This window comes from Lysobacter zhanggongensis (assembly GCF_046638635.1).
Taxonomy (GTDB): domain Bacteria; phylum Pseudomonadota; class Gammaproteobacteria; order Xanthomonadales; family Xanthomonadaceae; genus Novilysobacter; species Novilysobacter luteus.
The window spans coordinates 1-22,923 of record NZ_JBJXHK010000019.1; the positions used below are offsets into that span (position 1 = coordinate 1).

At 69.0% G+C, this 22,923-nt stretch carries 18 protein-coding genes, 1 tRNA gene and 2 pseudogenes; 7 read left to right on the forward strand and 14 right to left on the reverse strand.

Going from position 1 to position 22,923, the window contains the following annotated elements; all coding sequences use genetic code 11:
• From ACKVMH_RS05160 to efp, 5 genes and pseudogenes are all read right to left on the reverse strand, one after another.
• Positions 1-423: pseudogene (locus ACKVMH_RS05160) on the reverse strand (hypothetical protein); the annotation flags it as partial.
• Positions 416-1,093 carry a phosphoglycolate phosphatase gene (locus ACKVMH_RS05165; RefSeq protein ID WP_412699500.1) on the reverse strand — a complete coding sequence of 226 codons (678 nt, stop codon included), beginning with the start codon at positions 1,091-1,093 and terminating at the stop codon, positions 416-418. The pseudogene ACKVMH_RS05160 and the gene ACKVMH_RS05165, both read right to left, overlap by 8 nt.
• Positions 1,094-1,103: 10 nt before the next feature.
• Positions 1,104-1,823 (reverse strand): bifunctional 2-polyprenyl-6-hydroxyphenol methylase/3-demethylubiquinol 3-O-methyltransferase UbiG, encoded by a 720-nt coding sequence (ubiG, locus tag ACKVMH_RS05170; protein ID WP_215219972.1) that lies wholly within the window; start codon positions 1,821-1,823, stop codon positions 1,104-1,106.
• Between the two features lie 45 nt (positions 1,824-1,868).
• Positions 1,869-3,258: pseudogene (locus tag ACKVMH_RS05175) on the reverse strand (TRZ/ATZ family hydrolase).
• A complete protein-coding gene (gene efp / locus ACKVMH_RS05180) occupies positions 3,258-3,824 on the reverse strand; it encodes an elongation factor P (RefSeq protein WP_215219970.1) in 567 nt (188 codons plus the stop codon). Before efp ends, ACKVMH_RS05175 begins: the two are co-directional and overlap by 1 nt.
• Before the next feature lie 124 nt (positions 3,825-3,948).
• Here efp and epmB point away from each other — a divergent pair, with 124 nt between their 5' ends.
• Both epmB and ACKVMH_RS05190 read left to right on the forward strand, forming a co-directional pair.
• Entirely contained in the window at positions 3,949-4,971 is a 1,023-nt protein-coding gene (gene epmB / locus ACKVMH_RS05185) for an EF-P beta-lysylation protein EpmB (protein ID WP_412699501.1), read from the forward strand.
• A 299-nt stretch (positions 4,972-5,270) separates the two neighbouring features.
• Complete coding sequence (locus ACKVMH_RS05190) at positions 5,271-7,349, forward strand: EAL domain-containing response regulator (RefSeq protein ID WP_412699502.1); 2,079 nt, start codon at positions 5,271-5,273, stop codon at positions 7,347-7,349.
• 63 nt (positions 7,350-7,412) lie between these two features.
• Here ACKVMH_RS05190 and htpX read toward each other — a convergent pair whose 3' ends face one another.
• Positions 7,413-8,312: a protease HtpX gene (gene htpX / locus ACKVMH_RS05195; RefSeq protein ID WP_215219967.1), complete on the reverse strand. Its 900-nt coding sequence runs from the start codon at positions 8,310-8,312 to the stop codon at positions 7,413-7,415.
• A gap of 128 nt (positions 8,313-8,440) precedes the next feature.
• Here htpX and gluQRS point away from each other — a divergent pair, with 128 nt between their 5' ends.
• The 3 genes from gluQRS (at position 8,441) to phaR (ending at position 10,739) form a co-directional block, all read left to right on the forward strand.
• Entirely contained in the window at positions 8,441-9,370 is a 930-nt protein-coding gene (gluQRS, locus tag ACKVMH_RS05200; RefSeq protein WP_412699503.1) for a tRNA glutamyl-Q(34) synthetase GluQRS, read from the forward strand.
• 72 nt (positions 9,371-9,442) lie between these two features.
• Complete coding sequence (gene phbB / locus ACKVMH_RS05205) at positions 9,443-10,183, forward strand: acetoacetyl-CoA reductase (protein ID WP_412699504.1); 741 nt, start codon at positions 9,443-9,445, stop codon at positions 10,181-10,183.
• Between the two features lie 73 nt (positions 10,184-10,256).
• On the forward strand, positions 10,257-10,739 hold the full coding sequence (gene phaR / locus ACKVMH_RS05210; protein WP_215220301.1) for a polyhydroxyalkanoate synthesis repressor PhaR: 483 nt from the start codon (positions 10,257-10,259) through the stop codon (positions 10,737-10,739).
• Between the two features lie 3 nt (positions 10,740-10,742).
• On the opposite strand, the gene ACKVMH_RS05215 is transcribed toward phaR, so the two are convergent.
• Both ACKVMH_RS05215 and ACKVMH_RS05220 read right to left on the reverse strand, forming a co-directional pair.
• On the reverse strand, positions 10,743-11,675 hold the full coding sequence (locus ACKVMH_RS05215; protein ID WP_215219964.1) for a M48 family metallopeptidase: 933 nt from the start codon (positions 11,673-11,675) through the stop codon (positions 10,743-10,745).
• A 46-nt stretch (positions 11,676-11,721) separates the two neighbouring features.
• Positions 11,722-13,566, reverse strand: coding sequence for an SUMF1/EgtB/PvdO family nonheme iron enzyme (locus ACKVMH_RS05220; protein ID WP_412699505.1), 1,845 nt, complete (start codon positions 13,564-13,566; stop codon positions 11,722-11,724).
• A gap of 170 nt (positions 13,567-13,736) precedes the next feature.
• Here ACKVMH_RS05220 and rnd point away from each other — a divergent pair, with 170 nt between their 5' ends.
• Complete coding sequence (gene rnd / locus ACKVMH_RS05225) at positions 13,737-14,858, forward strand: ribonuclease D (protein WP_412699506.1); 1,122 nt, start codon at positions 13,737-13,739, stop codon at positions 14,856-14,858.
• Between the two features lie 56 nt (positions 14,859-14,914).
• Positions 14,915-14,990: transfer RNA gene (locus ACKVMH_RS05230), tRNA-Ala, on the forward strand.
• An 89-nt stretch (positions 14,991-15,079) separates the two neighbouring features.
• Here ACKVMH_RS05230 and ACKVMH_RS05235 read toward each other — a convergent pair.
• From ACKVMH_RS05235 to ACKVMH_RS05260, 6 genes are all read right to left on the reverse strand, one after another.
• A complete protein-coding gene (locus tag ACKVMH_RS05235) occupies positions 15,080-15,406 on the reverse strand; it encodes a hypothetical protein (protein WP_412699507.1) in 327 nt (108 codons plus the stop codon).
• Positions 15,407-15,667: 261 nt separating this feature from the next.
• Positions 15,668-16,126 (reverse strand): hypothetical protein, encoded by a 459-nt coding sequence (locus tag ACKVMH_RS05240; RefSeq protein ID WP_412699508.1) that lies wholly within the window; start codon positions 16,124-16,126, stop codon positions 15,668-15,670.
• On the reverse strand, positions 16,123-16,482 hold the full coding sequence (locus ACKVMH_RS05245; RefSeq protein WP_412699509.1) for a putative peptidoglycan-binding domain-containing protein: 360 nt from the start codon (positions 16,480-16,482) through the stop codon (positions 16,123-16,125). The genes ACKVMH_RS05240 and ACKVMH_RS05245 overlap by 4 nt, the downstream gene beginning before the upstream one ends.
• Positions 16,479-19,007, reverse strand: a complete 2,529-nt coding sequence (locus ACKVMH_RS05250; RefSeq protein WP_412699510.1) for a type VI secretion system Vgr family protein — start codon at positions 19,005-19,007, stop codon at positions 16,479-16,481. Before ACKVMH_RS05250 ends, ACKVMH_RS05245 begins: the two co-directional genes overlap by 4 nt.
• A gap of 103 nt (positions 19,008-19,110) precedes the next feature.
• Entirely contained in the window at positions 19,111-20,157 is a 1,047-nt protein-coding gene (locus ACKVMH_RS05255) for a serine hydrolase domain-containing protein (RefSeq protein WP_412699511.1), read from the reverse strand.
• Between the two features lie 4 nt (positions 20,158-20,161).
• A complete protein-coding gene (locus ACKVMH_RS05260) occupies positions 20,162-22,852 on the reverse strand; it encodes a membrane dipeptidase (RefSeq protein WP_412699512.1) in 2,691 nt (896 codons plus the stop codon).
• Positions 22,853-22,923 lie beyond the last annotated feature (71 nt).

Sequence of the window (22,923 nt, forward strand, 5' to 3'; positions counted from 1 at the left end):
GTCCGCGACCGCCCGGGCGAACGAGGCCAGCGCGGCGAATGCTTCCGCCGGGTCGCCCGGACGCTCACGGCTGTTGCCGAGCGACGGCAGCGCGGCCGCCAGCGTCGTCCACGGCGCCGGTTGGCGCTGCAACGCGGTGCCGAGTGGATGCCGCCGCGCACCGCGGGTCCAACCGACCAACTCTTCCTGCCACCAGCCCAGCTTCGCTTCCCCGGGGATGGGATCGGTCCCGCCCCAGGCCGCGTCGGTGAGCTCCTGCAGCAGCGCCGCCCAGGCCGAAGCGAGCTCGCGCTGCCCGGCGGGGACGAACACTTCCACGACCGCCCACTCCGGCCAGCGTGCGCGCCATTTGTCGATGAAACCCGCCAGCGCGGCGCCGGGTTCCTCGCGCACATCGATCGGCACGGCCCCGGACTCAGACATGGCAGCGAGGCCAGGCCATGGCGTTGCATAGATCGTGCGGGCGGTCGACGAGGACATCGCCCTGCCAGGCGAACGGATCGTCCTCCGACAGGCGGTAGCCCCATAGTGCGACCACCGACGGCATCCCGGCGGCGCGCGCGGCGACGATGTCGCGCTCGTCGTCGCCGACATAGATGCACTGCGCGGGGGCGAATCCGATCCGCTCGGCCGCGACGCGCAGCGGCAGCGGGTCGGGCTTGCGCGCCGGCAGGCTGTCGCCGCCGATCAGCACCCTGCAGCGGTCCTGCCATCCCAGCATGGGCAGCAGGGGCGCGGCCAGGTACTCGGGTTTGTTGGTCACGATGCCCCACACGCAGCCGGCCTGTTCCAGCCGGCCGAGCATGGTTTCGATGCCATCGAACGGGCCGCAGTGCCGCCCCAGCTCACTCTGGTAGACATCGAGGAACTCGGGGATCCAGCCTTCCCGCGCCGCGGGGTCGAGGTCCGGGAACGCGGCCTGCACCATCGCCCGCGACCCCTTGGACACATGGGGGCGCAGTTCGGACAGGAGCATCGGCGCAATTCCGCGCGCCGCGCGCATCGTGTTCACGGCCGCGAGCATGTCGGGGGCGCTGTCGAGCAGGGTGCCGTCGAGGTCGAACAGCACCGCGCCGGGGAATCGGTCGGTCATGGAGGGGGGATCACTCGGGCTTGCGGGCGCAGGCCAGATAGTTCACGTCGGCGCGCGGGATCAGCCGCGCGCTGTTGCGCCAGGGCTCGTACATCAGGCCGCTGACGTCCTCGAGCTGCAGCCCGGCGTCACGCAGCCAGCCGGCCAACTCCGACGGGCGGATGAAATCGCGATAGCGATGCGTGCCCTTCGGCAGCAGGCGGGCGATGTACTCGGCGCCGACGATCGCCAGCGCGAACGCCGCCGGGGTGCGGTTGAGCGTCGACAGGTACAACCGACCGCCCGGCCGGAGCAGTTCGGCGCAGGCGCGGATGATCGCCGCCGGGTCGGGCACGTGCTCGAGCATTTCCATGCAGGTGACCGCGTCGAACGATCCCGGGGCTTCCGTGGCCAGCGCTTCGACCGGCTGCTGGCGGTAATCCACCGATACCCCGGTTTCGAGCCCGTGCAGCCGCGCGACCTTCAGCAGCTCCGGCGACAGGTCGATCGCGGTCACCACGGCGCCCTCGCCTGCAAGCGCCTCGCTCAGCAGCCCGCCGCCGCAGCCGACGTCAAGCACGCGTGCGTCGCGCAGCGTGGTCCGACCGGTAACGTAGGCCAATCGGACCGGATTCATCGCGTGGAGCGCCTTCTGCGGCCCCTCCGGGTCCCACCACCGCTGCGCCAGCGCACCGAACTTGTCGAGCTCGGCCTGGCTGAAGTTCTGGTTGGCGAACGGTGCTGCGGTCATGCTGATTCCCCTGCTTCGGGATGCGGTACGGGAGGAAGCGTGGCGTCAGGCGCGGACCGCGGCGATACGGTCCCGCCACTGCCGCGCGTTGGCGATCAGCTGTTCGATGTCCAGGTCGACCAGCTGGCGGTCACTCAGCTTCGCCCGCCCGCCAATCCAGACGTCGGTCACCTGGTGGCGGCCGGTGGCATACACCAGTTGCGAGACCACGTGGAACAGCGGCTGGCTCTCGAGCTGTCCGAGGTCGACACATGCCAGGTCCGCCTTCTTGCCCGGCTCGATCGAACCGATCGACCGCTCCAGGCCCATCGCCCGGGCACCGCCCAGGGTCGCCGCGCGCAAGGCGCTGGCGGCGCTGAAGGCCGCCGCGTCGCCCGCAACGGCCTTGGCCAGCTGGGCGGCGGTGCGCATCTCGCCGAACATGTCGAGGTCGTTGTTACTGGCGGCGCCGTCGGTCCCGATCGCGATATTGACGCCGGCCTGCTNTGTTACTGGCGGCGCCGTCGGTCCCGATCGCGATATTGACGCCGGCCTGCTCAAGCCGGCCGACCGGGCAGAACCCCGACGCCAGCTTGAGGTTGGACTCTGGACAGTGCACGACGCTGACGCCGCGCCGGGCGCACAGATCGATCTCGGCGTCGGTCAACGCGGTCATGTGCACCGCCATCAGGCGGTCGTTCACGAGTCCGAGCCGGTCCAGGCGCGCAAGCGGACGCTGGCCGTACTTTTCGCGCGATTCCTCGACCTCGTGGGCGGTCTCGTGGGTATGCAGGTGGACCGGCAGGTCCAGCTGGTCGGCGAGCATGCGGATGCGTTCGAAGCTCGCATCCGACACCGTGTACGGCGCATGCGGCACGAAGGCCATCGTCACCAGCGGGTCGTTGCGCCACTGGTCGTGGACTTCGCAGGCACGGTCGAAATACTCGTCGTCGGTGCTGGCCCACGCGGTCGGGAAGTCGATGACCGGAAGTCCGACAACGGCGCGGAAGCCGTGGCGCTTGTAGGTCGCCGCCTGCGCGTCGGGGAAGAAGTAGTTCTCGTTGGCGCAGGTGGTGCCACCGCGCAGCATCTCGGCGATCGCCAGGGTCACGCCGTCGCTGACGAACTCAGGCCCGATCACGGCCGCTTCCACCGGCCAGATGTGCCCCTGCAGCCACTCCATCAGCGGCAGGTCGTCGGCCACGCCGCGCAGCAGCGACATCGGGTTGTGGGTGTGCGCGTTGACCAGACCGGGGATCAGCGCCGACTGCGGGCGCGACACCGTGCGGGCCGGCTGGAACCGCCCCCGCGCCTCTGCGGTCGGCAGGACCGCGACGATGACGCCGTCGGTCACCGCCACGGCGTGGTCGTCGAGGACCACGCCGTGCGGCTCGACCGGCACCACCCAGCCCGCCTCGATCAGCAGGTCGCAGGGCTGGGGGTTGGAGGGCGCCATCACTTGACCCGGCTGACGTACTCGCCGGACCGCGTGTCGACCTTGATCACCTCGTCCTGGCCGACGAACAGCGGCACGCGCACGACCGCGCCGGTCTCCAGCGTCGCCGGCTTGCCGCCGCCACCGGAGGTGTCACCACGCACGCCCGGGTCCGTTTCGGTGATCTTGAGTTCGACGAAGTTCGGCGGATTGACGAAGATCGGCACGCCGTTCCACAGCGTCACCACGCACTCTTCCTCTCCCTTGAGCCACTTGGCCGCGTCGCCCACGCCGTTCCGGTCTGCCTGGACCTGCTCGAAGCTGGTCGGGTCCATGAAGTGCCAGTGCTCGCCGTCGGCGTACAGGAACTGCATGTCGGTATCGATGACGTCGGCGGCCTCGACCGAGTCGGTCGCCTTCATGGTGATTTCCTGCACCCGGCCGCTCTTGATGCTGCGGTACTTCATGCGCGTGAACGCCTGACCCTTGCCCGGCTTGACGTACTCGGTGTCGGTGATGATGCACGGGTCGTTGTTGACCAGGATCTTCATCCCGTTCTTGACGTCGTTCATGCCGTAAGTGGCCATGCTGGAGCTCCTGGGTGTAGATGAATGTGTGGAGACGGTGCCGTGCCGCCCGGTGCCTGTCGCGGGCGGCTAGAATGACGGGCTGCCTCCGCTCCGACCGGAGCGCAAGCAGCACAGGACCCGAATGATACCCGCAGCCCCGGCCCGCCCGCAGCCAGTCCCCCTGCCCTCGCCACGCTGGCAACAGCTCTGGCGTGAGGCGGTGCGCGACCCGGCGGAGCTGCTCGCCATCCTCCGGCTGGACCCGGCTGGTCTGGGGGTTTCCGACGCCGCGCTGGCCCAGTTTCCATTGCGGGTGCCGCGCGGCTTCGTCGGCCGGATGCACGTCGGAGACCCCGACGACCCGTTGCTGCGCCAGGTCCTGCCACTGGACGCGGAGATGCGGCCGATGCCGGGTTTCAGCCTGGACGCGGTCGGCGATGGCGCCGCACGTTCGGGCCACGGGGTGATCCAGAAGTACCGCGGCCGCGCCCTGCTGGTCGCCACCGGCAGTTGTGCGATCAATTGCCGCTACTGCTTCCGGCGCCACTTCCCGTACGCCGAGGAGACCGCCGCGGCCGGCCATTGGCAGCAAGCGATCCGTCTGATCCGCGCCGACACCAGCATTGACGAGGTCATCCTGTCGGGCGGCGACCCGTTGTCGCTGGCGACCACCAAGCTTGCCGAGCTGACCGACGCGCTGGCCGACGCCACCCACCTGCGCCGGTTCCGCATCCACACCCGGCTGCCGGTGGTGCTGCCCGAGCGGGTCGACGATGCGCTGCTGGCGTGGATCGGCGACCTGCCGTGGCCGGTGACGGTGGTGCTGCACGCCAACCACGCCAACGAGTTCGACCCGGCCGTGGACGCCGCGATGGCGCGCCTGCGCGGCACCGGTGCGACCCTGCTGAACCAGGCGGTCCTGCTGCGCGGGGTCAACGATTCGGTCGACGCCCTGTCGGACCTGTCCACGCGTGGCTACGAGGCCGGCGTGCTGCCGTACTACCTGCACCAGTTGGACAGGGTCCAGGGCACCGCCCATTTCGAAGTCGACGACGATCGCGCCCGCGCCCTCCACGCCGGGCTGGCGGCCAGGCTGTCGGGCTACCTGGTGCCGCGCCTGGTCCGTGAAGTGGCCGGTGACAGCGGCAAACGACCGCTCTGGTGACGGGCCTGGCCGTTTCCCGCCCCACTTGACGTAGCAACCCTTGAAGGGCGTCACGGACCGCTGCCCCGGCAATCTGTCATAAGCAGTAGGGTGGGAGCGCATTCCGGCGCAGCCGGTGGTGGGGACACGCCACGGCAATCGAGGCGTGCCACCGCGACCCGGCGGCACGCAAGGGGGAGAACATGCTTACATATGCACGTGGCGACGCTGCCGTCGCGGACACGTTCATGGCGGCTCCGTCGCGGACCGCCATCCGCCCTGTGCCGTCCGCCCCACCCGCGAATCCGGACGGAGACCTTATGCAATCTGCGAAAGACATGGTGTTGCGGCTGCTGATCGTGGACGACAGTGTGGAGGCGGCCGAAGCCATCGTCAGTGGACTGCGCAATGCCGGCATCGCAGTCCGGCCCAACCGGCCCGAAAGCGAACAGGCGCTGGACGACCTGCTGTCCGGTCCGCCGGTCGAGCTGGTCCTTGCCGCCGAAGATTGCCGCACCCTGCCGCTGGCCGCGGTCATGCAGCGCATCGATGCCACCGGCAAGGACCTGCCGGTGATCCTGCTGGCCGACGCGGTCGACGACACCCTGCTGCTCAACGCCACCGCCGCCGGCGTGGCCGGCATCGCCCTGCGTCGCAGGATCGACCAGGTCGAGGCGGTCGTGCGCAAGGAATGGACCGCGCTCGAAGCACGCCGCGCGCTGCGCAAGCTCGAGTCGCAGGTGCGCGAGAACGAGCGCCGCTGCGATGCCCTGATCGACTCCTCGCGCGACCCGATCGCCTATGTCCACGAGGGCATGCACATCCGCGCCAACAGCGCGTACCTGGAGCAGTTCGGGTTCGACTCGTTCGAGGACATCGAAGGCATGTCGCTGCTCGACATGGTCGCGCCGCAGCACGTCGACGATTTCAAGCAGCTGCTCAAGCGGCTGAGCAAGGGCGAGGCCCCACCGCCGCGACTGGAGATGGAGGCGCGCACGCTGGATGGCGAGAGCTTCCCGGCGGTGATGGAGTTCGCGGCGGCCAGTTACGAAGGCGAGGCCTGCCAGCAGGTGATCCTGCGCCGGCAGGAGTTCGACCCCGAGCTCGCCCGCGAGGTGGAGGAGCTGCGCCAGCGTGACCAGGTCACCGGCCTTCTCAACCGCTCGACGTTCCTGCGCCAGCTCGAGGATGCGGTCAGCGACGCCGCCCGCGACGGCGGCCACCACGCGCTGCTGCTGGTCGAGCCCGACCATTACGCCAAGCTGTTGCAGGACTTGGGGCTGCACGCAGCGGACGATCTGATCGCCGCCTGTGCGCGACGCCTGCAGGGTGCGCTGGGGCGGGACGACGTCGCCGCGCGCTTCGCCGAACACCAGTTCGCGGTGCTGCGCCGCGGCAGCGACTACCACGGCACCGTCGCCCTCGCCGAAGCCGTGCGCGCGGCCTTCGCCGCCGCGGTGCTCGAAGTCGACGACCGATCGCTCAATGCCACCGCCAGCGTCGGTGGTGTCCAGATCGGCCAGAAGATCGCCAGCGTCACGGCGGTGCTGGCCAAGGCCCACGATGGCGTGCAGTCGGCCGGAGGCGTCGGCGGCAATCGGATCGAAATCTTCGACCCGGGCGCGGTCGACCGCGCCGAGGAAGAACGCGTCGAGGCGTGGGTCAACCGTATCCGCGATGCCATCGACGGCGACGGCTTCGTCATGCATTACCAGCCGCTGATCGGCCTGCACGGCGCGCCCGACGAGATGTACGACGCCTACCTGCGCATGCAGGGCGAAGGCGGCGAACTGGTCCAGCCGCTGACCTTCCTGCAGATTGCCGAGGAACACGGCCTCCTGTGGGAGATCGATCGCTGGGTGGTGGGCCGCGCCATCGCCGACATCGGCGAGCGGCTGCGCGGCGGCCACCGGACCACCCTGCTGGTGCGCATCAACGAGGTGTCGCTGCAGGACGATAGCCTGCTCCAACACATCCGCGAGCAGCTGGCCAAGCACGGTGCCGAAGGCCACCTGCTGGTGCTGCAACTGCCCGAGTCGAAAGTGTTCACCCACCTCAAGGCGGCGCAGGCGTTCCAGGAACGTGCCGCCGCGCTGGGCGTCCGGGTCGGCCTGGAGCAGTTTGGCAGCGGCCTGAACTCGTTCCAGCTGCTGAGCCACTTCAATGCGGACATGCTCAAGCTCGACCGCGCCTTTACCGAAGAGCTGGCCACCAGCCCCGAGCACCAGGAGCGCATCCGCGAGATCGCCAGCAAGGCCCGCGAGCTCGGCAAGCAGACGATCGCCAACTTCGTCCAGGACGCCAGCAGCATGACGATCCTGTTCGGCGCCGGAATCGACTATGCCCAGGGCCACTTCCTCGCCCAGGCCGGTCCGCAGATGGATTACGACTTCAGCTGAGGCAGTAAGCCTGGCAAGAGAAAAGCCCGCCGGATGGCGGGCTTTCTGTTGACGCCGCGACGGTCAGGCCGCGGTGCGTACCGAGTCCGACATCCGGCCCAGCGCGGAGATGCGCTCCTCCAGCGGCGGGTGGCTCATCATCAGCCGGCGCAGGCCGTGGCCGACCGCACCGCTGATGCCAAACGCGGCGACCTGCTTGGGCAGCGTGCTCTCGCCGTAGGTCTTCGACAGCCGCTGCAACGCCGCGATCATCTTGTCGCGACCGGCCAGGCTGGCCCCGCCCGCGTCGGCGCGGAACTCCCGGTGCCGCGAGAACCACATCGCGATCATGCTGGCGAACAGGCCGAACACCATGTCCAGCACGAACACGATGATGTAGTAGCCGAAGCCCGGCCCGCCCTCGCGGTTGCCACTGATGTAGCTGTCGATCACGCGGCCGACCACCCGCGCCAGCACGATCACGAACGTGTTGAGCACGCCCTGGATCAGCGCCATGGTGACCATGTCGCCATTGGCGACGTGGCTGACCTCGTGGGCGAGTACTGCCTCCGCCTCGTCGCGGTCCATCGCCCGCAACAGCCCGGTCGAGACCGCCACCAGCGAGTTGTTGCGGCTCGGGCCGGTGGCGAACGCGTTGATCTCCGGCGCATCGTAGATGGCGACCTCGGGCATGCGGATCCCCGAGTTCTCGGCCTGGCGGCGGACGGTGTCGACCAGCCACTGCTCGGCCTCGTTGCGCGGCTGCTCGATCACGTGGGCACCGGTGGACCGCTTGGCCATCCACTTGGACAGCATCAGCGAGATCATGGAGCCGCCAAAACCGAACAGGGCAGCCATCACGATCAACGCGCCGTTGTTGCCCAGGCTCACGCCGAACACGCCCTGCAGCACGCTCAGGACGATGCCCAGCAGCACCATCACGGCCAGGTTGGTTGCGAGGAAAAGCGCGACGCGCTTGAACATGTCGTTACCCTTGCGCGCACCATGCGCGATTGGAGTGAAAGTGTGGCAGGCTCGGCGGGAATTCAAGATGACCGGCGGCTGCCGGAATCGGCAAACCGCACCCGCGTCGCCACCGCCACACCGCCCACGTGCCCTTGTCCGACCCCAACGACCACCCCGCCGGCATCGTTCATCGCGGCCGGTTCGCCCCGTCGCCCACTGGCGACCTCCATGCGGGCTCCCTACTGGCCGCGCTCGGCAGCTGGCTGTTCGCGCGCCGTGCCGGAGGCGAGTGGCTGGTCCGGATCGAAGACCTGGACCCGCCGCGCGAGGTCGCCGGCGCGGCCGACCGGCAACTCGCCGCGCTGCAGGCGTTCGGGCTCGAACCGGACGGACCGGTGGTCCGCCAGAGCGCCCGCGGAGCGCTGTACCAGGACGCGCTGGAGCGGCTGATGTCATCCGGCCACGCGTTCGAATGCCACTGCAGCCGCGCGGACCTGGCCGCGATCGGCGGCATCCACCACCAGTGCGTCGCGGCCCGTCGTCGCGCGCGCCCGGCTGTGCGATTCCGTGTGCCGGCCGGCTCCCGCGTGGCCTTCGACGACCTGGTCCGCGGGAGGCAGGTGCAGGAGGTGTGGGCCACGGTAGGCGACTTCGTACTCCGCCGCGCTGACGGCTACTGGGCCTACCAGCTCGCCGTGGTGGTGGACGATGCCGACCAGGGCATCACCGACGTGGTCCGCGGCGCGGACCTGCTCGATTCCACCGGCCGGCAGATCCTCCTCCAGCGCGCGCTCGGGGTAACCGTGCCCCGCCATGCGCACCTGCCGCTGGTGACCGGTGCGGACGGACAGAAGCTGTCCAAGTCCGAGGCGGCGTGGCCCGTCGACCCGGCCGACCCGCTGCCGGCGCTGCGACATGCCTGGGCGGGCCTGGGCCAGGACCCGGCCGTGCTGGCGGAGGCGACCTCGGTCGGGGGGTTGCTGGCCTGCGCACGGGCCGGGTTCCGCCCCGAATCGATCGGCACAAGGCCAGTGGGCCCTGTCGTCGACATTGGCCGGGGTGCTCTCCCGTCCTGACCTCCGCAGCGCGCAACGGACAATTCACAAAGCGGGGCTAGACTGCCTTCGGGCACGGGGAGGGAGAACGACATGCAGTCTCGCGTTGCACTGGTCACCGGTGGCACCGGTGGCATTGGCACCTCGATCGTGAAGCGGCTGGCCGCGATGGGCCACCGCGTCGCGACCAATTACCGCGACGAATCCCGTGGGCGCGAGTGGCAGGCGCGGATGAAGGACGCCGGCGTCGACGTCGCGATGGCGCACGGTGACGTGTCGTCGCCGGAGGACGCCGAGCGGCTCGTCCGCGACATCGAACAGCAACTCGGCCCGGTCGAGATCCTCGTCAACAACGCCGGCATCACCCGCGACTCGACCTTCCACAAGATGACGCCCCAGCAGTGGAACGACGTCATCTGCACCAACCTCAATTCCTGCTTCAACGTCACCCGTCCGGTGATCGAAGGGATGCGCGCGCGCAAATGGGGCCGGATCGTCCAGATCAGCTCGATCAACGGCCAGAAGGGCCAGTACGGGCAGGCGAACTACGCCGCGGCGAAAGCCGGCATGCACGGGTTCACGATCTCGCTGGCGCAGGAAAACGCGAAGTTCGGCGTGACCGTCAACACGGTATCGCCGGGCTACATCGGCACCGACATGGTGATGGCGGTACCCGAGGAGGTGCGCAACAAGATCGTCGCGCAGATCCCCACCGGCCGCCTCGGCACGCCCGACGAAATCGCCTACGCCGTGGCGTTCTTCGTGCCCGACGAGGCTGGATGGATCACCGGCGCCAACCTGTCGGCCAATGGCGGCCAGTACATGGGCTGGTAGTGCCGCCACAAGTTGCAAAGCGGCGGCGGCGTGGGCCATGCTGCAGAGCATCATGAGACAGGGCACCCGCTCCATGGGCCAGACGCGCGTCATCAAGAAATACCCCAACCGCCGTCTCTACGACACGGAGATCTCCAGCTACATCACCATCGAGGACGTACGCCAGCTGATCGTCGATGGCGAGGAGTTCGAGGTGCGTGATGCGCGATCAGGCGAGGACCTGACCCGCCAGGTGTTGCTGCAGATCATCGCCGAGCACGAACAGGACGGCGAGCCGATGCTCTCTACCCAGTTGCTCAGCCAGATCATCCGCTTCTACGGCGACTCGCTGCAGGGCTTCATGGGGACCTACCTGGAGCGCTCGATGCAGGTGTTCCTCGACCAGCAGCAGCAGTTCCGTCAGCAGATGGGCGGCATGATCGGCCAGACGCCCTGGACGATGATGAACCAGCTGACCGAGCGCAACCTGTCGATGTGGAAGGAGTTCCAGCAGAACCTGACCGGCGGCGTCGGCCAGAACGCCGCCACCGGCAAGAAGCCCGAAGGCAAGCGCTAGGCCCTACTGCAGCGTCTGTCCCGCGCAATTGCGCTGATGGAACTCGAGCGCCTGCGGCATCAGTGACTGAAGGGTCTGGATGCGGTTGGCCGGATCGGGGTGGGTCGACGCGAACTCGGGCGGCTGCTGGCCGCCACTGGAAGCCGACATCCGCTCCCACAACGGGATCGCCTGCCGCGGGTCGTAGCACGCCGCCGCCGCCAGCATCAGCCCGACCTGGTCGGCCTGGGTCTCGTGGCTGCGCCCATACGGCAGGATGAAACCGTACTGCGCGCCAGCGCCCAGCGCGGCCATCACCGCCTGTTGCTGCTGGGGATCCATCCCGCCGATCGCCATGCCGGCGGCCATCTGCCCCATCTGCACGAGCTCCTGCTGGGCGATTCGCTGCGAACCATGGCGCAGCAGTGCGTGGGCGATCTCGTGCCCCATCACCACCGCCATCGCATCCTCGGTCTGCGCCACCGGCAGCAGGCCGGTATAGACCGCTATCTTTCCGCCGGGCAGGACGAACGCATTGGCCTGGTCGGACTGGATCACCGCCACGTCCCATCGAAAGTCCTGATGGATGGTCGGCGCTTCCTGCTGGTGCATCGCGGCCAAGTCTGCAGTGACCTGTGGCACTTTGGTGATCAGGCGTTGAGCGATGGCCCTGATCTGCTGGCTCACCTGCGCCTCGGGCGACATCAGCGCACCCTGCGCCTGGGCATCGCCCAGCACCTGCTGGAACGCCTGCGCACCCAGTTGCACCTCCTCCTCCGGGGTGGCGCCGTAGTGCGCGGTCTCGCCCGTGTACGGGTCGACCTTGGCGCTGCCGAACCACTGCCAGGCGGCGTAGCCGGCAAACAGCAGCAGGATCCACCAGCGGATGCCGCCACCGCGCCGACGGCCGGTGGCAGGTTGACGGCGGCGCAGGCCGCCCAGGGAACCGATCGCCATCTACCGCTCCTCCCATGCCAGCCCGGTGAGGGCGCATGACTGTCCTTCAGATTTCGCGTACGACGCGGAAGCCGACGCGCGCATTCGTGGTGTTGGCATCGCTGCCCAGCCGCCATGCCGAGCGGGTCTGCGCCGGCGAACTGGCCCACGAACCACCCCGCACCACCCGCGTCCTGCAGCCCGGATTGAACCAGGCCCTGCCGTCGGCGGGTGCGCGCCGGTAGCTGTCATGCCAGCAGTCGGCCACCCACTCGCTGACATTGCCCGGCACATCGTGAAGGCCGAATGCATTGGCCCGGTACGAGCGCACCGGCGCAGGACCCCACGCGCCATCGTCGAGTCCCTTGAACGCGTTGCGCCACTGCCGGCCACTGGGCGAGGTGTCGCCGCCACCAGTGAAGTTGCCAGTCCCCTCCGGCGGCGCGCCATCACCCCAGGGAAAGCGGCCCTGGCTGCCGGCGCGGAGCATGTACTCGAACTCGGCCTCGGTCGGCAGCCGGTAGGTGTGGCCGGTCTGTTCCGAAAGCCATCGCGCGTAGGCGTCGGCGTCGTGAGCACTGACGTGCACCACCGGCAGGTGGTCGGCGGCCGGCTTGCCGGCGTAGTCCGAGCGCCAGTCCACGCCGCTGCGCCGGACCAGGTTGCCGCTGCGCTCGTCGTAAGCGGTCGAATAGCCGCGCCGGGTCGCGCGCGGCTCGTAGCCGGTGGCGGTGATGAACTGGCGGAACTCGCCCACCGTGACCTCGTTGCGCGACACCGCAAGGCCCCGCTCGAACCGGATCGTGCGGGTCGGCTGTTCGGCGTCGCTGGCATCGCGTTCGCCGTCGGCGGCGCCCATGCGGAATGCGCCGTGGGGAATCACCACCATCTCCGGTCCGCGACCCGCCCGGTCGAGCGCTTCGGTGAATGCCTGGCCGGGCCGGAACAGACCGTAGTGCGTGGCCATCTCGATCCGCTCACGCAGGTCGACCGCCGCCGAATCGCCCGGTGGCGCGATGCGCAACAGTTCGGCCAAGTGTTCGCGCGCGGTGTCGATGTCGGCGCCGTTGGCTAGTGCCGCCACGCCGAGGTCACGCAGCTCACGCACGCGGGCGCCGCGATGCCTGGCCAAACGCAGGCGCGCCTGGTCGACGGTCTCCAGGCCGGGCCGGACCTGTGCGGCGCGATCCAGCCATCGGGTCGCCGCGTCGTAGTCATCCCGCTCGGCCGCCAATTCGGCCTGCCGGATGATCGCGCTTTCGGTCGCTGCCAGCCCTTGCTGCGCACGGGCGTCGCCTGGCCTGAGCTCGAGTGCGGCCCGGAACTGCGCGACCGCACCATCGCTGTCACTGCCACCGTCAACGTCGATGCCGAACCGGCGCTGGTTGAGCGCCTGCTCGCCCCGCAGGTTGGCCTGTTCAGCCTGCACCGCCTGCTCGACCGTGGCGAGGTAGGTTTCCACCGCGGGATCGGAAGGCGCGAGTTCGCGCGCCACCGCGCCGACCTGACGGGCATGCCCCAGCGCCTCGCGGTCTTCGTCGATCGCCGCGAGTGCGGCGTTGCCCTGCTCGATCAGGGCACCGCGGGCGCGTTCGAGCCCGGTCGCCACGTCCGGGTCGTCCGGCAGGTGGCGAGACAATGCCAGGTACAACGGGATCGCGTCGTCGGCATCGCCGAACAGGTCGCCGGCCTCCAGCGCCTCGGCGGCCCGGGCCTTCGTTGCTTCGACGTCGCTATCGTCAACCTCGACCGCCGGCGATTCCCACTCGGGCACCGGCGCGACCTCCTGCCGGGGGCCCACCGCAACGATCGGGGCACGCTCGCCACCGGCCTCCGCGGCGACGTCCGGCTCTGCCGCGTCATCGCCGCGATCCCCCGAGCATGCGACCAGCAGGACCAGCCACGCAGCCACCAGCGCGCACCGCAGGCCTGCGCCCGGGCTCGTTCGTCCGGCGAAACGCCTTGCTGGTGCTGGTGCGCGCAATCGTCCTCCTGCTGGCGGTCGGCCCCCTGAAGGGCCCGCCGAAAGTAGGCTATTGTCGCCCGCCGGGGCAACTTCGTCCGTTTCCGACCCGTACCCACGTGCCAAACCCAGATTCGACCGCCCACCCCACGCCCGAGTGGGTCACCGACCCTGCCGTTCTCGCCGCCCGCTTCTCCCGACGCCCGCGCCGCATCGCGATGGACACCGAGTTCATCCGGGAGCGGACGTACTGGCCGCAACTGGCACTGGTGCAGATCGCCCTGGAAGGCGACGCGGGGCTGGAAATCCTGCTGGTCGATACCCTCGCTCCCGGTATTACCGATGCGTTGGCATCGATCCTGGCCGACACGTCGATCCTCAAGGTGATGCACAGCCCGAGCGAGGACCTGGTCGCCTTCAAGCGCGCGTGCAATGTCGTCCCGAAGCCGCTTTTCGACACCCAGCTCGCGGCCGCGCTCGCGGGCGTCGGCGGCGGTCTGGGCTACCAGAAGCTGGTCGAGCAACTCACCGGCGTTGCCCTCGCCAAGGGCGAAACCCGCTCCGACTGGCTGCGTCGACCGCTCTCCCCCGCCCAGCTGGAATATGCCGCCGACGACGTGCGGCACCTGTTCGAAATGCACGACGTGCTCGACGGCATGCTGGGCCAGCTGGACCGGCGCGACTGGCTGGAAGACGACGCGACCCGCACCGTGGCGAACGCGGAGAACGAGAGCGCCGAGCGTTGGCCGCACCTGTCGATGCGTACCGCCCAGTTCCTCGACCTCGACGGCCAGCGCCGGTTGATCCGGTTGCTGCGCTGGCGCGATGCCCACGCCCGCGACAGCGACCGGCCGCGCAGCTGGATCCTCGACAACGAACTGGCGATCGCCTTGGCACGCAATGCCCCGGCCGACCGGGCCACGCTGCAGTCGCAACTCGATGCCTACCCCAAGGCCCCGCGGAAGCTTGGGGATGCCATCTGGCGCGCGCTGACCACGCCCCTTGACGACGAAGCACACGCTCCCGACAGCCGCATTGCCGAGAAGCGGGACAAGGAGCGCGTACGCCAGTTGCAGAGCGCCGTCGCCGCACGCAGCGCCGAGCTGGGCCTGCCCGATGGCCTGCTGGCCTCGCGCCGCTACCTGGAAGCCCTGCTCGATCACGGTGAGTGGCCCGATGCGTTGTCGGGATGGCGCCGCGAGTTGCTGGAGCCGACGCTGGCACCCTTGCTCGACCATTGACCGCCGGCCCGGGGGCTGGCGCGGCTGCGCCCGGGCCGCTAGAATTGCCGCCTCGTGGGGCGGTAGCTCAGCTGGGAGAGCGTCGCGTTCGCATCGCGAAGGTCAGGGGTTCGATCCCCCTCCGCTCCACCACGACATCCTGAAAAAGCCCCGCCTCGTGCGGGGCTTTTTTGTGGGTGCCCGCCAGCATGTCCTGTGTCGCAACAGGTGTCCGACTTAGCTCACGGCTGCCGGCAGCCAAGTGCGCTCTCGTGGTCGCACGGCAGTTGTCCTTCCAGCAGATGCAACTCCGAACGCGCTGCGTCGGTACAGGTTTCCGTTGGACGCGCGCTCCCTCGGCGGGAATCGAGCGCCGAAATGCCAGCGCGAGCGGGTCCGAAATCGGCATCGTCATAGTTGAAGATTGTGTACTGGCGATCCCCGGCCGCAAAGCTGACCTCCTCGTGGGTCGCCCGTGCTCTGGTGAAACGGTTGTAGTGGAACTCGGCATCGATCCCGTCCTCGAATACGACGTCGCGGCGCATCGAGTGCGTCAGGCGGAAAAGCACGGGGCCGCCAGGCGCACGGCACAGAGCAGCAACCTGTCCCGCGTCGATCCGGCAGGAGAAGTAAGCACGCTCAGCTCCGCCGCATCCGCCGACGTAGCCCAAAGCAGCTCGGTCCGTTGCGCAACTGCTCAAGAGCAGGAGTGTCAACGGCACGATCGACCGCCTCGATTTCACGACTTCGCCGGCTCGTACGATCGCACCTGTGGAGCGTATGCCAAGCCTGCATACATTCAATTCCTCGACGTTCGCTGGCACCACGGGTCAATCCCCGGCTCGGCTCACCGGAAGGAGCTTTGCCTGCATGGGACCGGGATAGAGACCACCGTCAGGTGTGACGGTAACCGTCCAGAGCAGAACGCTATCCCTGAGGTTCAAAGTCGCTTGGCCGGGTCCCCCGCCGAAGAAGGACTGAAACGATACGTGTGCGCTACGGCCGTTCCCGGAAAGCCGACCCTGGAAATTTTCTCCAGACTCCGGGTCGCAATCGATCCGGTTTCCGTAGTCCAGGATGAAACAGTATCTGCCCGAAACTTCATCCCCCCGCACGCGCGATTCGATGGTCAGGACGGAGTACGGGGTGTCTCGACCGGAATGAATGGTCACGACCTCCCACACACCCGCGAGGTCACTGGGCGGAGCACCGTTGAGACCGCCGCCGGCCAGGCCGCATCCCGCCAGCGCGGCGGCGACCGCCACAGCCACCTTGACAGGGTTGTTCATCGCGTTGTCTCCAGGCAGCGATCCACCCGGTTGGTCCAGCCCTTGAGAAATCGTAGGTTGTGATTCCGCGTACCGTCACGATTGAAGGTCAGCGACTCGTAATACGACTTGCGAGCACTGGCGAGTTCTTGCACAAGCGCATTCTGATCACTGACGCTGTTGATGGCTTCAATCGTGCGACTGCCCATCACATTGTCGGTCGTTATCTCGGCGCCGAAGTTCTCAACCAGTACCTTCTGGACCTCCCGCACCGCCTTGCCCGATGTGATGCTCCAGTCGTAGATCATCAGGGCAACAGATGGGTCATCGATATCGCAGAACCCCTTGGGCTCCCAATAGCGCTTTCGGTAGATCACTTCCTAGGTAGCACCGGCAACTGGACACTGATCCGTGCTCCCTCCTTCATCGGCACCTGCCCCGCCTTCACGGTGAAGGTGCCTGGGCATTTGAAGGTGATGTCGCCGCCGTCGAGCACGATTTCCGCCTGGCCCGCCTGGAGGACGATGCGGCTCTTGGCGAGGACATCGATCCGGTCGTCGTTGGCGGTCACCGTGACGCTGCTGTCGGCGAGCACCTCCAAGGGGCCATCGTGGGCCTGGAGGCTCAACGGACCGTTGCCCGCGATGGCCTTGATCGGGCCGCGCTGTGCAAAGAGGGCGACGTTGCCGCCGCTGACGCCGGCGATCGTGTGGCCGGCGGCGAGGTGGGCGTCCTGCTGGGCGGTCAGGTGGGTATGGCCGCCGGCGTAGGCAACCGCACTGGCCGGAGTTGCAAGCGCGACGGCGTCGGGCGATTCGGCGATCAGGACGGGCGCGGCGAACCGCTCGACGGGGTCGCCGCCGTCACGCTGGCCGTTCGCCGGCTTGGTGGCAGGCTGGCCGTTGACGGTGGCGGCGTGTCGACCGTCCTGCTGCGGGTCGATGAGGCGGATCAGGTCGGCCTGACACGCGTTTGTGTCCGACGTCTCGATGCCCGCTGCTTCCGCGGCGTCGCCCAGTCGCTGCGCCGTGCGAACGGCACCCTTCAGCTGGCTGACGGCCTCGGCGATGTCGAGCTGGGTCGAGGTCGCGGCCGGTCGCGCCGTCGTCGACAGCAGCATGCCCTCGCCCGCCCGCAAGTTGGCCCAACCCAGGGTGGCCAGTTCGAAACCTTCGCCGCGGTAGCGGCCCCGCGAATCGTTGCGGTGCTCGACCAGATAGCCGAGCTCCAGACGGCTGTCGGCCAGGCTGGTATGCAGGCGCTGGCGCAGCTGGCCGGTGGCGTCGTCGATCACCCATTGCTGGGTGCCGCTGCCATCGTGCGACTGGCTGTGCAGTCCCGACAGGCTGCCGCGGTGGTTGCTGCCCTCGGCGAGCGCGAACGGTGGGGCGACCTCGCCGTTGTAGAGCTGGCCGGTGATGACGGGCTGATCGATGTCGCCGTGCATGAATTCGACGAGGACTTCGCTGCCGACCCGCGGCAACAGGTGGGAGCCCCAATTGGGGCCGGCCTGCCACTCGGCCACCCGCACCCACGTGCCGGAGGTGTCGTCGCCGGGCGCGTGACCGCCCGGATTCGCGGTGGAACCGGTATCCGTCAGCCCCCCGCGGCTGGGTGCTATGCCGCGCTGCCAGGGGAACTGGATACGGACCTGGTGGTCGCGGGTGCTGGTGACGCTGCTGCCCGGCAGCCCGACGACGCGTGCGGTCTGGGCGCCCGGGGCAGTCGGCCGGGGACGCGACACCGGCACGATGGCCGTCCCCAGCGGCACGGCGACGAAACGATTGCGATAACTGCCGCGCTCCAGTTCGGCGTGGCCCAGCAATGGGGCGATACCACTGCCCAGGTTGTTGGCCGCGACGTGCTCGACCGCCAGTGGCACGAACCGCTCGCCGGACAGGCCCGGATGCCCGGCCAGGGTGAATGCCATGCCGGGGGCGAGGCCTCGTCCGCTGCCGGAGCCGTGGTGCAGGACCTGCGGCAGGCGCAGCGCGTCCAGCCGCAGGGCGGCTTGGCGCTCGGCGTCGTCGCGGGTGGCGAATCGCCCACTGCGCGGCACCGTGTAGACCTCCAGCGTCGGGACGTGTGGCCCTGCGGCGTCACCGGATACTGCGGCCGACACCGCCTCGACCTGGGCGGGGTCCCAACTCGCCGTGGTGAACCCGTTGGCGGTGATCTGCCGCTGCGCGGTGAAATGGCTGATCGCGTCCTCCGACTCGGCGATGTCGGTGCGGTGGAAACGCAACACGGCAGGCGTCGCCTCCGGTGCCTCGGCATCGCGATCGAACACCACCAGCGCGTGGCTGGCTTCGCTCGCACCGGCCTCGCCCTGCACGTGGTCGAAGCGCCACGCCAGTCCGGCGTCGGCCAGCAGACGGAACACGAAGGCGTGGTCACTCTCGCGGTACTGCGTGGTGATCGGGCGGACCGGCAGCGACCGGGTCACGTCGACCTTCAGCGCCGCATGCGGGTAGTCATCGAGGATGCGTTCCACCACGCCGAGCGCATCGAGGTCCTGGAAAACCAGCGCATTGCGCCGCAGCCGCAGCAGCGCGGTCCAAGGCTCCATCGTGAGCCGGTGCCTCGACAGCCCGCCATCGCTGCCCAGCGAGGCCACCCGCGTGCAGTAGCCGTGCCAGTATCGGCGCCGGCCGTCGGCCACCTGCAACCACAGCGACAGCGGTTGGCCGATCAGCGTGGTCGGTTCGAACGCGGCCGACCCGGACAGGCAATCGATCTCGAACCGGAAATCGGCGCAGACCGCCTCATGACCGGTGAATCGTTCGGCCATCAATCGAACGCCCGGCCCGGCGGCGGGCAGGTCGAGTTCGATGAGGCGGGTGTCGTGCACGGGCAGTGCGCGGGCGAGCGCCGGCGGCACGTCGGGGAAAGTCCAGTCCATGGCGGTTCAACCAAATCCGTTTGGTGGTCCTGCATCCATGCCGGCGCGTACAGGCCAGCGGCGCGAGGATACCACCGGCCCGCCGGGGCGCGGGCCGCCTGCGTCAGTCGCGCAACCAGGGTTCGGCGATGTCCAGCGCCATCCGGTAGGGCTCGGGGTCGTTGCGGTTGGTCAGCACGATCACCGTGAGCCGCTGCTCGGGCCAGCGCACCAGCACGTTGCGGAAGCCCATGGTCTCGCCCGAATGCCACAGACGCTGGCCGGTAATGCGCCACCCGTAGCCGTATTCAACCGTCGGGTCGTCGGTCGCCGTGGCAGGGGTGAACGCCAGCGCGCGCGAGGTGCGCGAAAGCAGGCGGTCGTCGTACAAGGCCGCGTCCCAGCGGGCGAGGTCCTCGATCGAGGAGTAGATGCCGCCGTCGCCCAGCACCGCGCTGGTCTGGCTCTGGTCGGTGCGTTGCCAGGCGCCGTCGACCAGGCTGTAGCCCCAGGCGCGGTTGGGCACCGGGGGTCCCTCGCGCACGTACGCCAGGGTGTTGGCCATGCCCAGCGGCAGGAAGATCCGCTCGCGCAGGAAGGTCGGGAAATCCTGCCCGGACGCCCGCTCCACGATCAGTGCTAGCAGCGCATAGCCGCTGTTGCTGTACCGGTAGTCGCTGCCGGGCGCGAAATAGGTGCGGTCCTGCGACTCGAGCAGCCTTAGCACGTCGGCGTCGCGCAACTGCCAGGTCATCGATTCCGGGATGACGTCCTCGTAGTCCACCAGCCCGGAGGTGTGGCTCAACACGTGGTGGATCGTGACCGGTGCGGTGGCTTCGGGTAGCGACGGCAGCCACGTGCGGACCGGATCCTCGATCTCCAGCCGTCCGTCCTCGGCGAGCAGCAGGATCGCCGCGGCCGTGAACTGCTTGCTGACCGATGCAAGCCGGTAGTTGGTCGACGGCGCCGCCTGCATGCCGGACTCGAGGTCGGACATGCCCCAGGCTCGGCGGATCGCGGGCTGGCCGTCATGCAGCACCAGCACCGATGCGCCGGGGACGGTACCGGCGTAACGCTCCATGACCGCGTCGACATGGGCGATACGCTCGGCGGAGGTAGTGCAACCGGCCACCAGGGCGGCGGACGCAAGCAGAGTGACGGATGCACGCATCGCCCTAGCCTCCACTCGCCGATGGCCCGGCACAGTCACCGGTACGGACGAACGCGAGGTCTTCGTAGTCGTAACTGAAGTCCGCATCGGGATCGACCTTGGCCATCCCCAGCCGGCGGGTGCCGGCCTCCTGGCTGAAATGGGCCCAGGCTTCGGCATGATCGGCGTGCCAGTCGACCAGGTAGCGGTCGCCCACGCGCATCAGGTCGCCGCTCAGGCGCGGCGACTTGGCCGAACGGAACGCCACGCGGTCGTCGACCGCGCAGATCGTGACGTCGCCAAACCACGGGTCGCGCCAGGTGCCGAGCCACGGTGCCATCCCGGCGGCCGAAGCCGGCTGGCGGGACGAGGTGTCAGGCACGACGACGGCGGCATCGGCGCCTGATTGCCGGGCCTGCAGCGCGGCAACGACCGCGCCGAGGTCCCGCCCTTCCCCATCCGGCGTCAGGTGTTCGACCAGCACCTGGTTCAGCACCGTGCGCGCCTCGTCGGCATCGCCGTTGATCATGAACACGAAGCCGCTGTCGAGGTCAGGCAGCAGGTGCAACTGCGAATACATGCCACCCAGCGTGCCGGTGTGCGACACGCTCCACTCCCCGTCGACATCGGCCAGGCGCCAGCCATAGCCGTAGGCGTAAAAGTGGGTGTCGTCCCAATCGCGGCGTCGCTGGGAGACCGGCATCGGCGTATGCGCCGTCCACAGTGGCAGGCGTTGCTCCGCCGGCAGCCACGCCAGATGCGCAGGCGTCGGCGCCAGCCAGTTGCCGGCCCACGCCAGCATGTCGTCGAGGCTGCAGCGGATGCCCCCGGCGGCCGCCGACGTGATGGCCGGGACCTGGGGCGGGTCGAGCCGCATGGCCACGTTGCCCGCATCGACACGGGTATGCGGCTGGGCCACGTTGCCCGTCGCTTCCCGGTCGAACGCACCCACGCGACAGCGCGTCAGGCCCAGCGGCGCGAACACCTCGCGTCGCACCAGCTCCTCGTACGAAGCGCCGCCAGCCGCGGCGGCCACTTCGCCGGCGACCACGTACAGCAGGTTGTCGTACGCGTAGCCCGAGCGGAAACTCTGCTGCGGCTGGAGGTGCGCCAGGCCGGCGAGGATGTCGTCGCGGGTGAAGTGGTTCGGCTCGGGCCACAGCATCAGGTCGCCGGCGCCTTCGCGCAGGCCGGCGTTGTGGATCAGCAGGTCCCGCACCTGGATCTCGCGGGTGACCCATGCGTCGTGCATGCGGAACTGCGGCAGGTGCTTGACCACCGGGTCGTCCCACCGCAGCTTGCCGGCGTTGACCAGCCGCGCGAGCACCGCGGCGGTCATCGCCTTGGTGTTGGATGCGATCTTGAACAGCGTGTCCGTATCCACCGCCTCGCCTGATCCGGCAACGGTCTCGCCGCGGGTGCCGCGGTAGACCACTTCGCCGTTCTCGATCACGCCCAGCGCCAGCCCGGGCAGGTCGTAGTGCGCCATCACGTCGTCGACCACGCGGTCATAGAACCCCATCGCGCCGCGGGCCTGGCCGAGGTCGGCGGCCTGCTGCCAGACGCGCAGCAGGTTGCCGCCCCACAGCTGTGCGATCTGCGTGTCGTCGAAACCACGTCGACGCAGGCCGTCGGTGACGTTGGCGGTCTCGGTAGCATCCATCCACCCGGTGATGCCACCTCCGCCGTCGAAGTCCGACGCAATCCCGACGTGGTCGATCCCCGCAACATCCACCACGTGCTCGATGTGGTCCAGATAGTCTTCCAGCGTGGCGATCGGGTGCTCCTGTTCGATCCGCGCCACGCCGGCAACGTATGCCGGCAGGTGCTCGTGCAGCTCGCTGTCGAACCCGTCAGCCCCCGCTTCGCGCGCGACCTGCGCCTGCAGTGCCGCCTCGGCCGCTTCGCGGGCCGGGTCGAGCTTCAGGAAGTAGGTGTAGGCGACCACCTGCACCACCCCGCCCTGCGCGCCGATCGCGCGCAGCAGGGAGTCATCGAGGTTGCGCGGATGGTCGGCCAGTGCCCGCGCCGAGGAATGCGATGCAATCACGGGGGCCGCGGACAACGCCAGGACATCGCGCACGCACGCATCCGACGCATGCGAGACGTCGACCATCATCCCCAACGCGTTCGCGCGCCGCACCACCTCGCGCCCGAATGGGCTCAGGCCAACGTCGCCCGCTGGAACATCGCCGAACTCCGGTCGGGCACCCGAACTCGTGCACAGGTCGTTGTGCCCGGTGTGGGTGAGTCCGATATAACGCGCGCCCCGACGGTAGGCGGCGTCGAGATTGCCGATGTCGAGGCCGAGCGAGTAGCCGTTCTCGATCCCGATCATGGCCGACAGCACGCCGGCCTCGTGGTTGGCGCGCACCTGCGCCGGCGTCGTGGCCAGCCGGATCCGGTCGGGGTAGCGCTCGAGCATCGTCTCAATGGCCGAGTACTTGCGCTCCGCCTGTGCGATCGCCTCGGTGTAACCCTCCGGCGTGCGCGGGCCCTGCTCGACATAGATCACGAAGAAGGCCGCATCGAGGCCGCCGCGCTCCATCTTGCCCAGGTCCACCTTCAGCGCGGTGTCGGTGCCGACGTCAAAGCGCGCGTCGCGCATGTAGTCGGCCGGGATGTCGACGTGGGTGTCGATGGTCAACGGGTCGGCAGCCCGGGCATCGCATGACAACGCCAGCGCGAGTGCGCACAGCGGAAGGAACGGTCTCATCGCAGGCTCGGCCTCCTGGGCGGACCGGCCACGTGGCCGTTGCCCGCGAAAAAAGATGGCGGCCCGCCGCT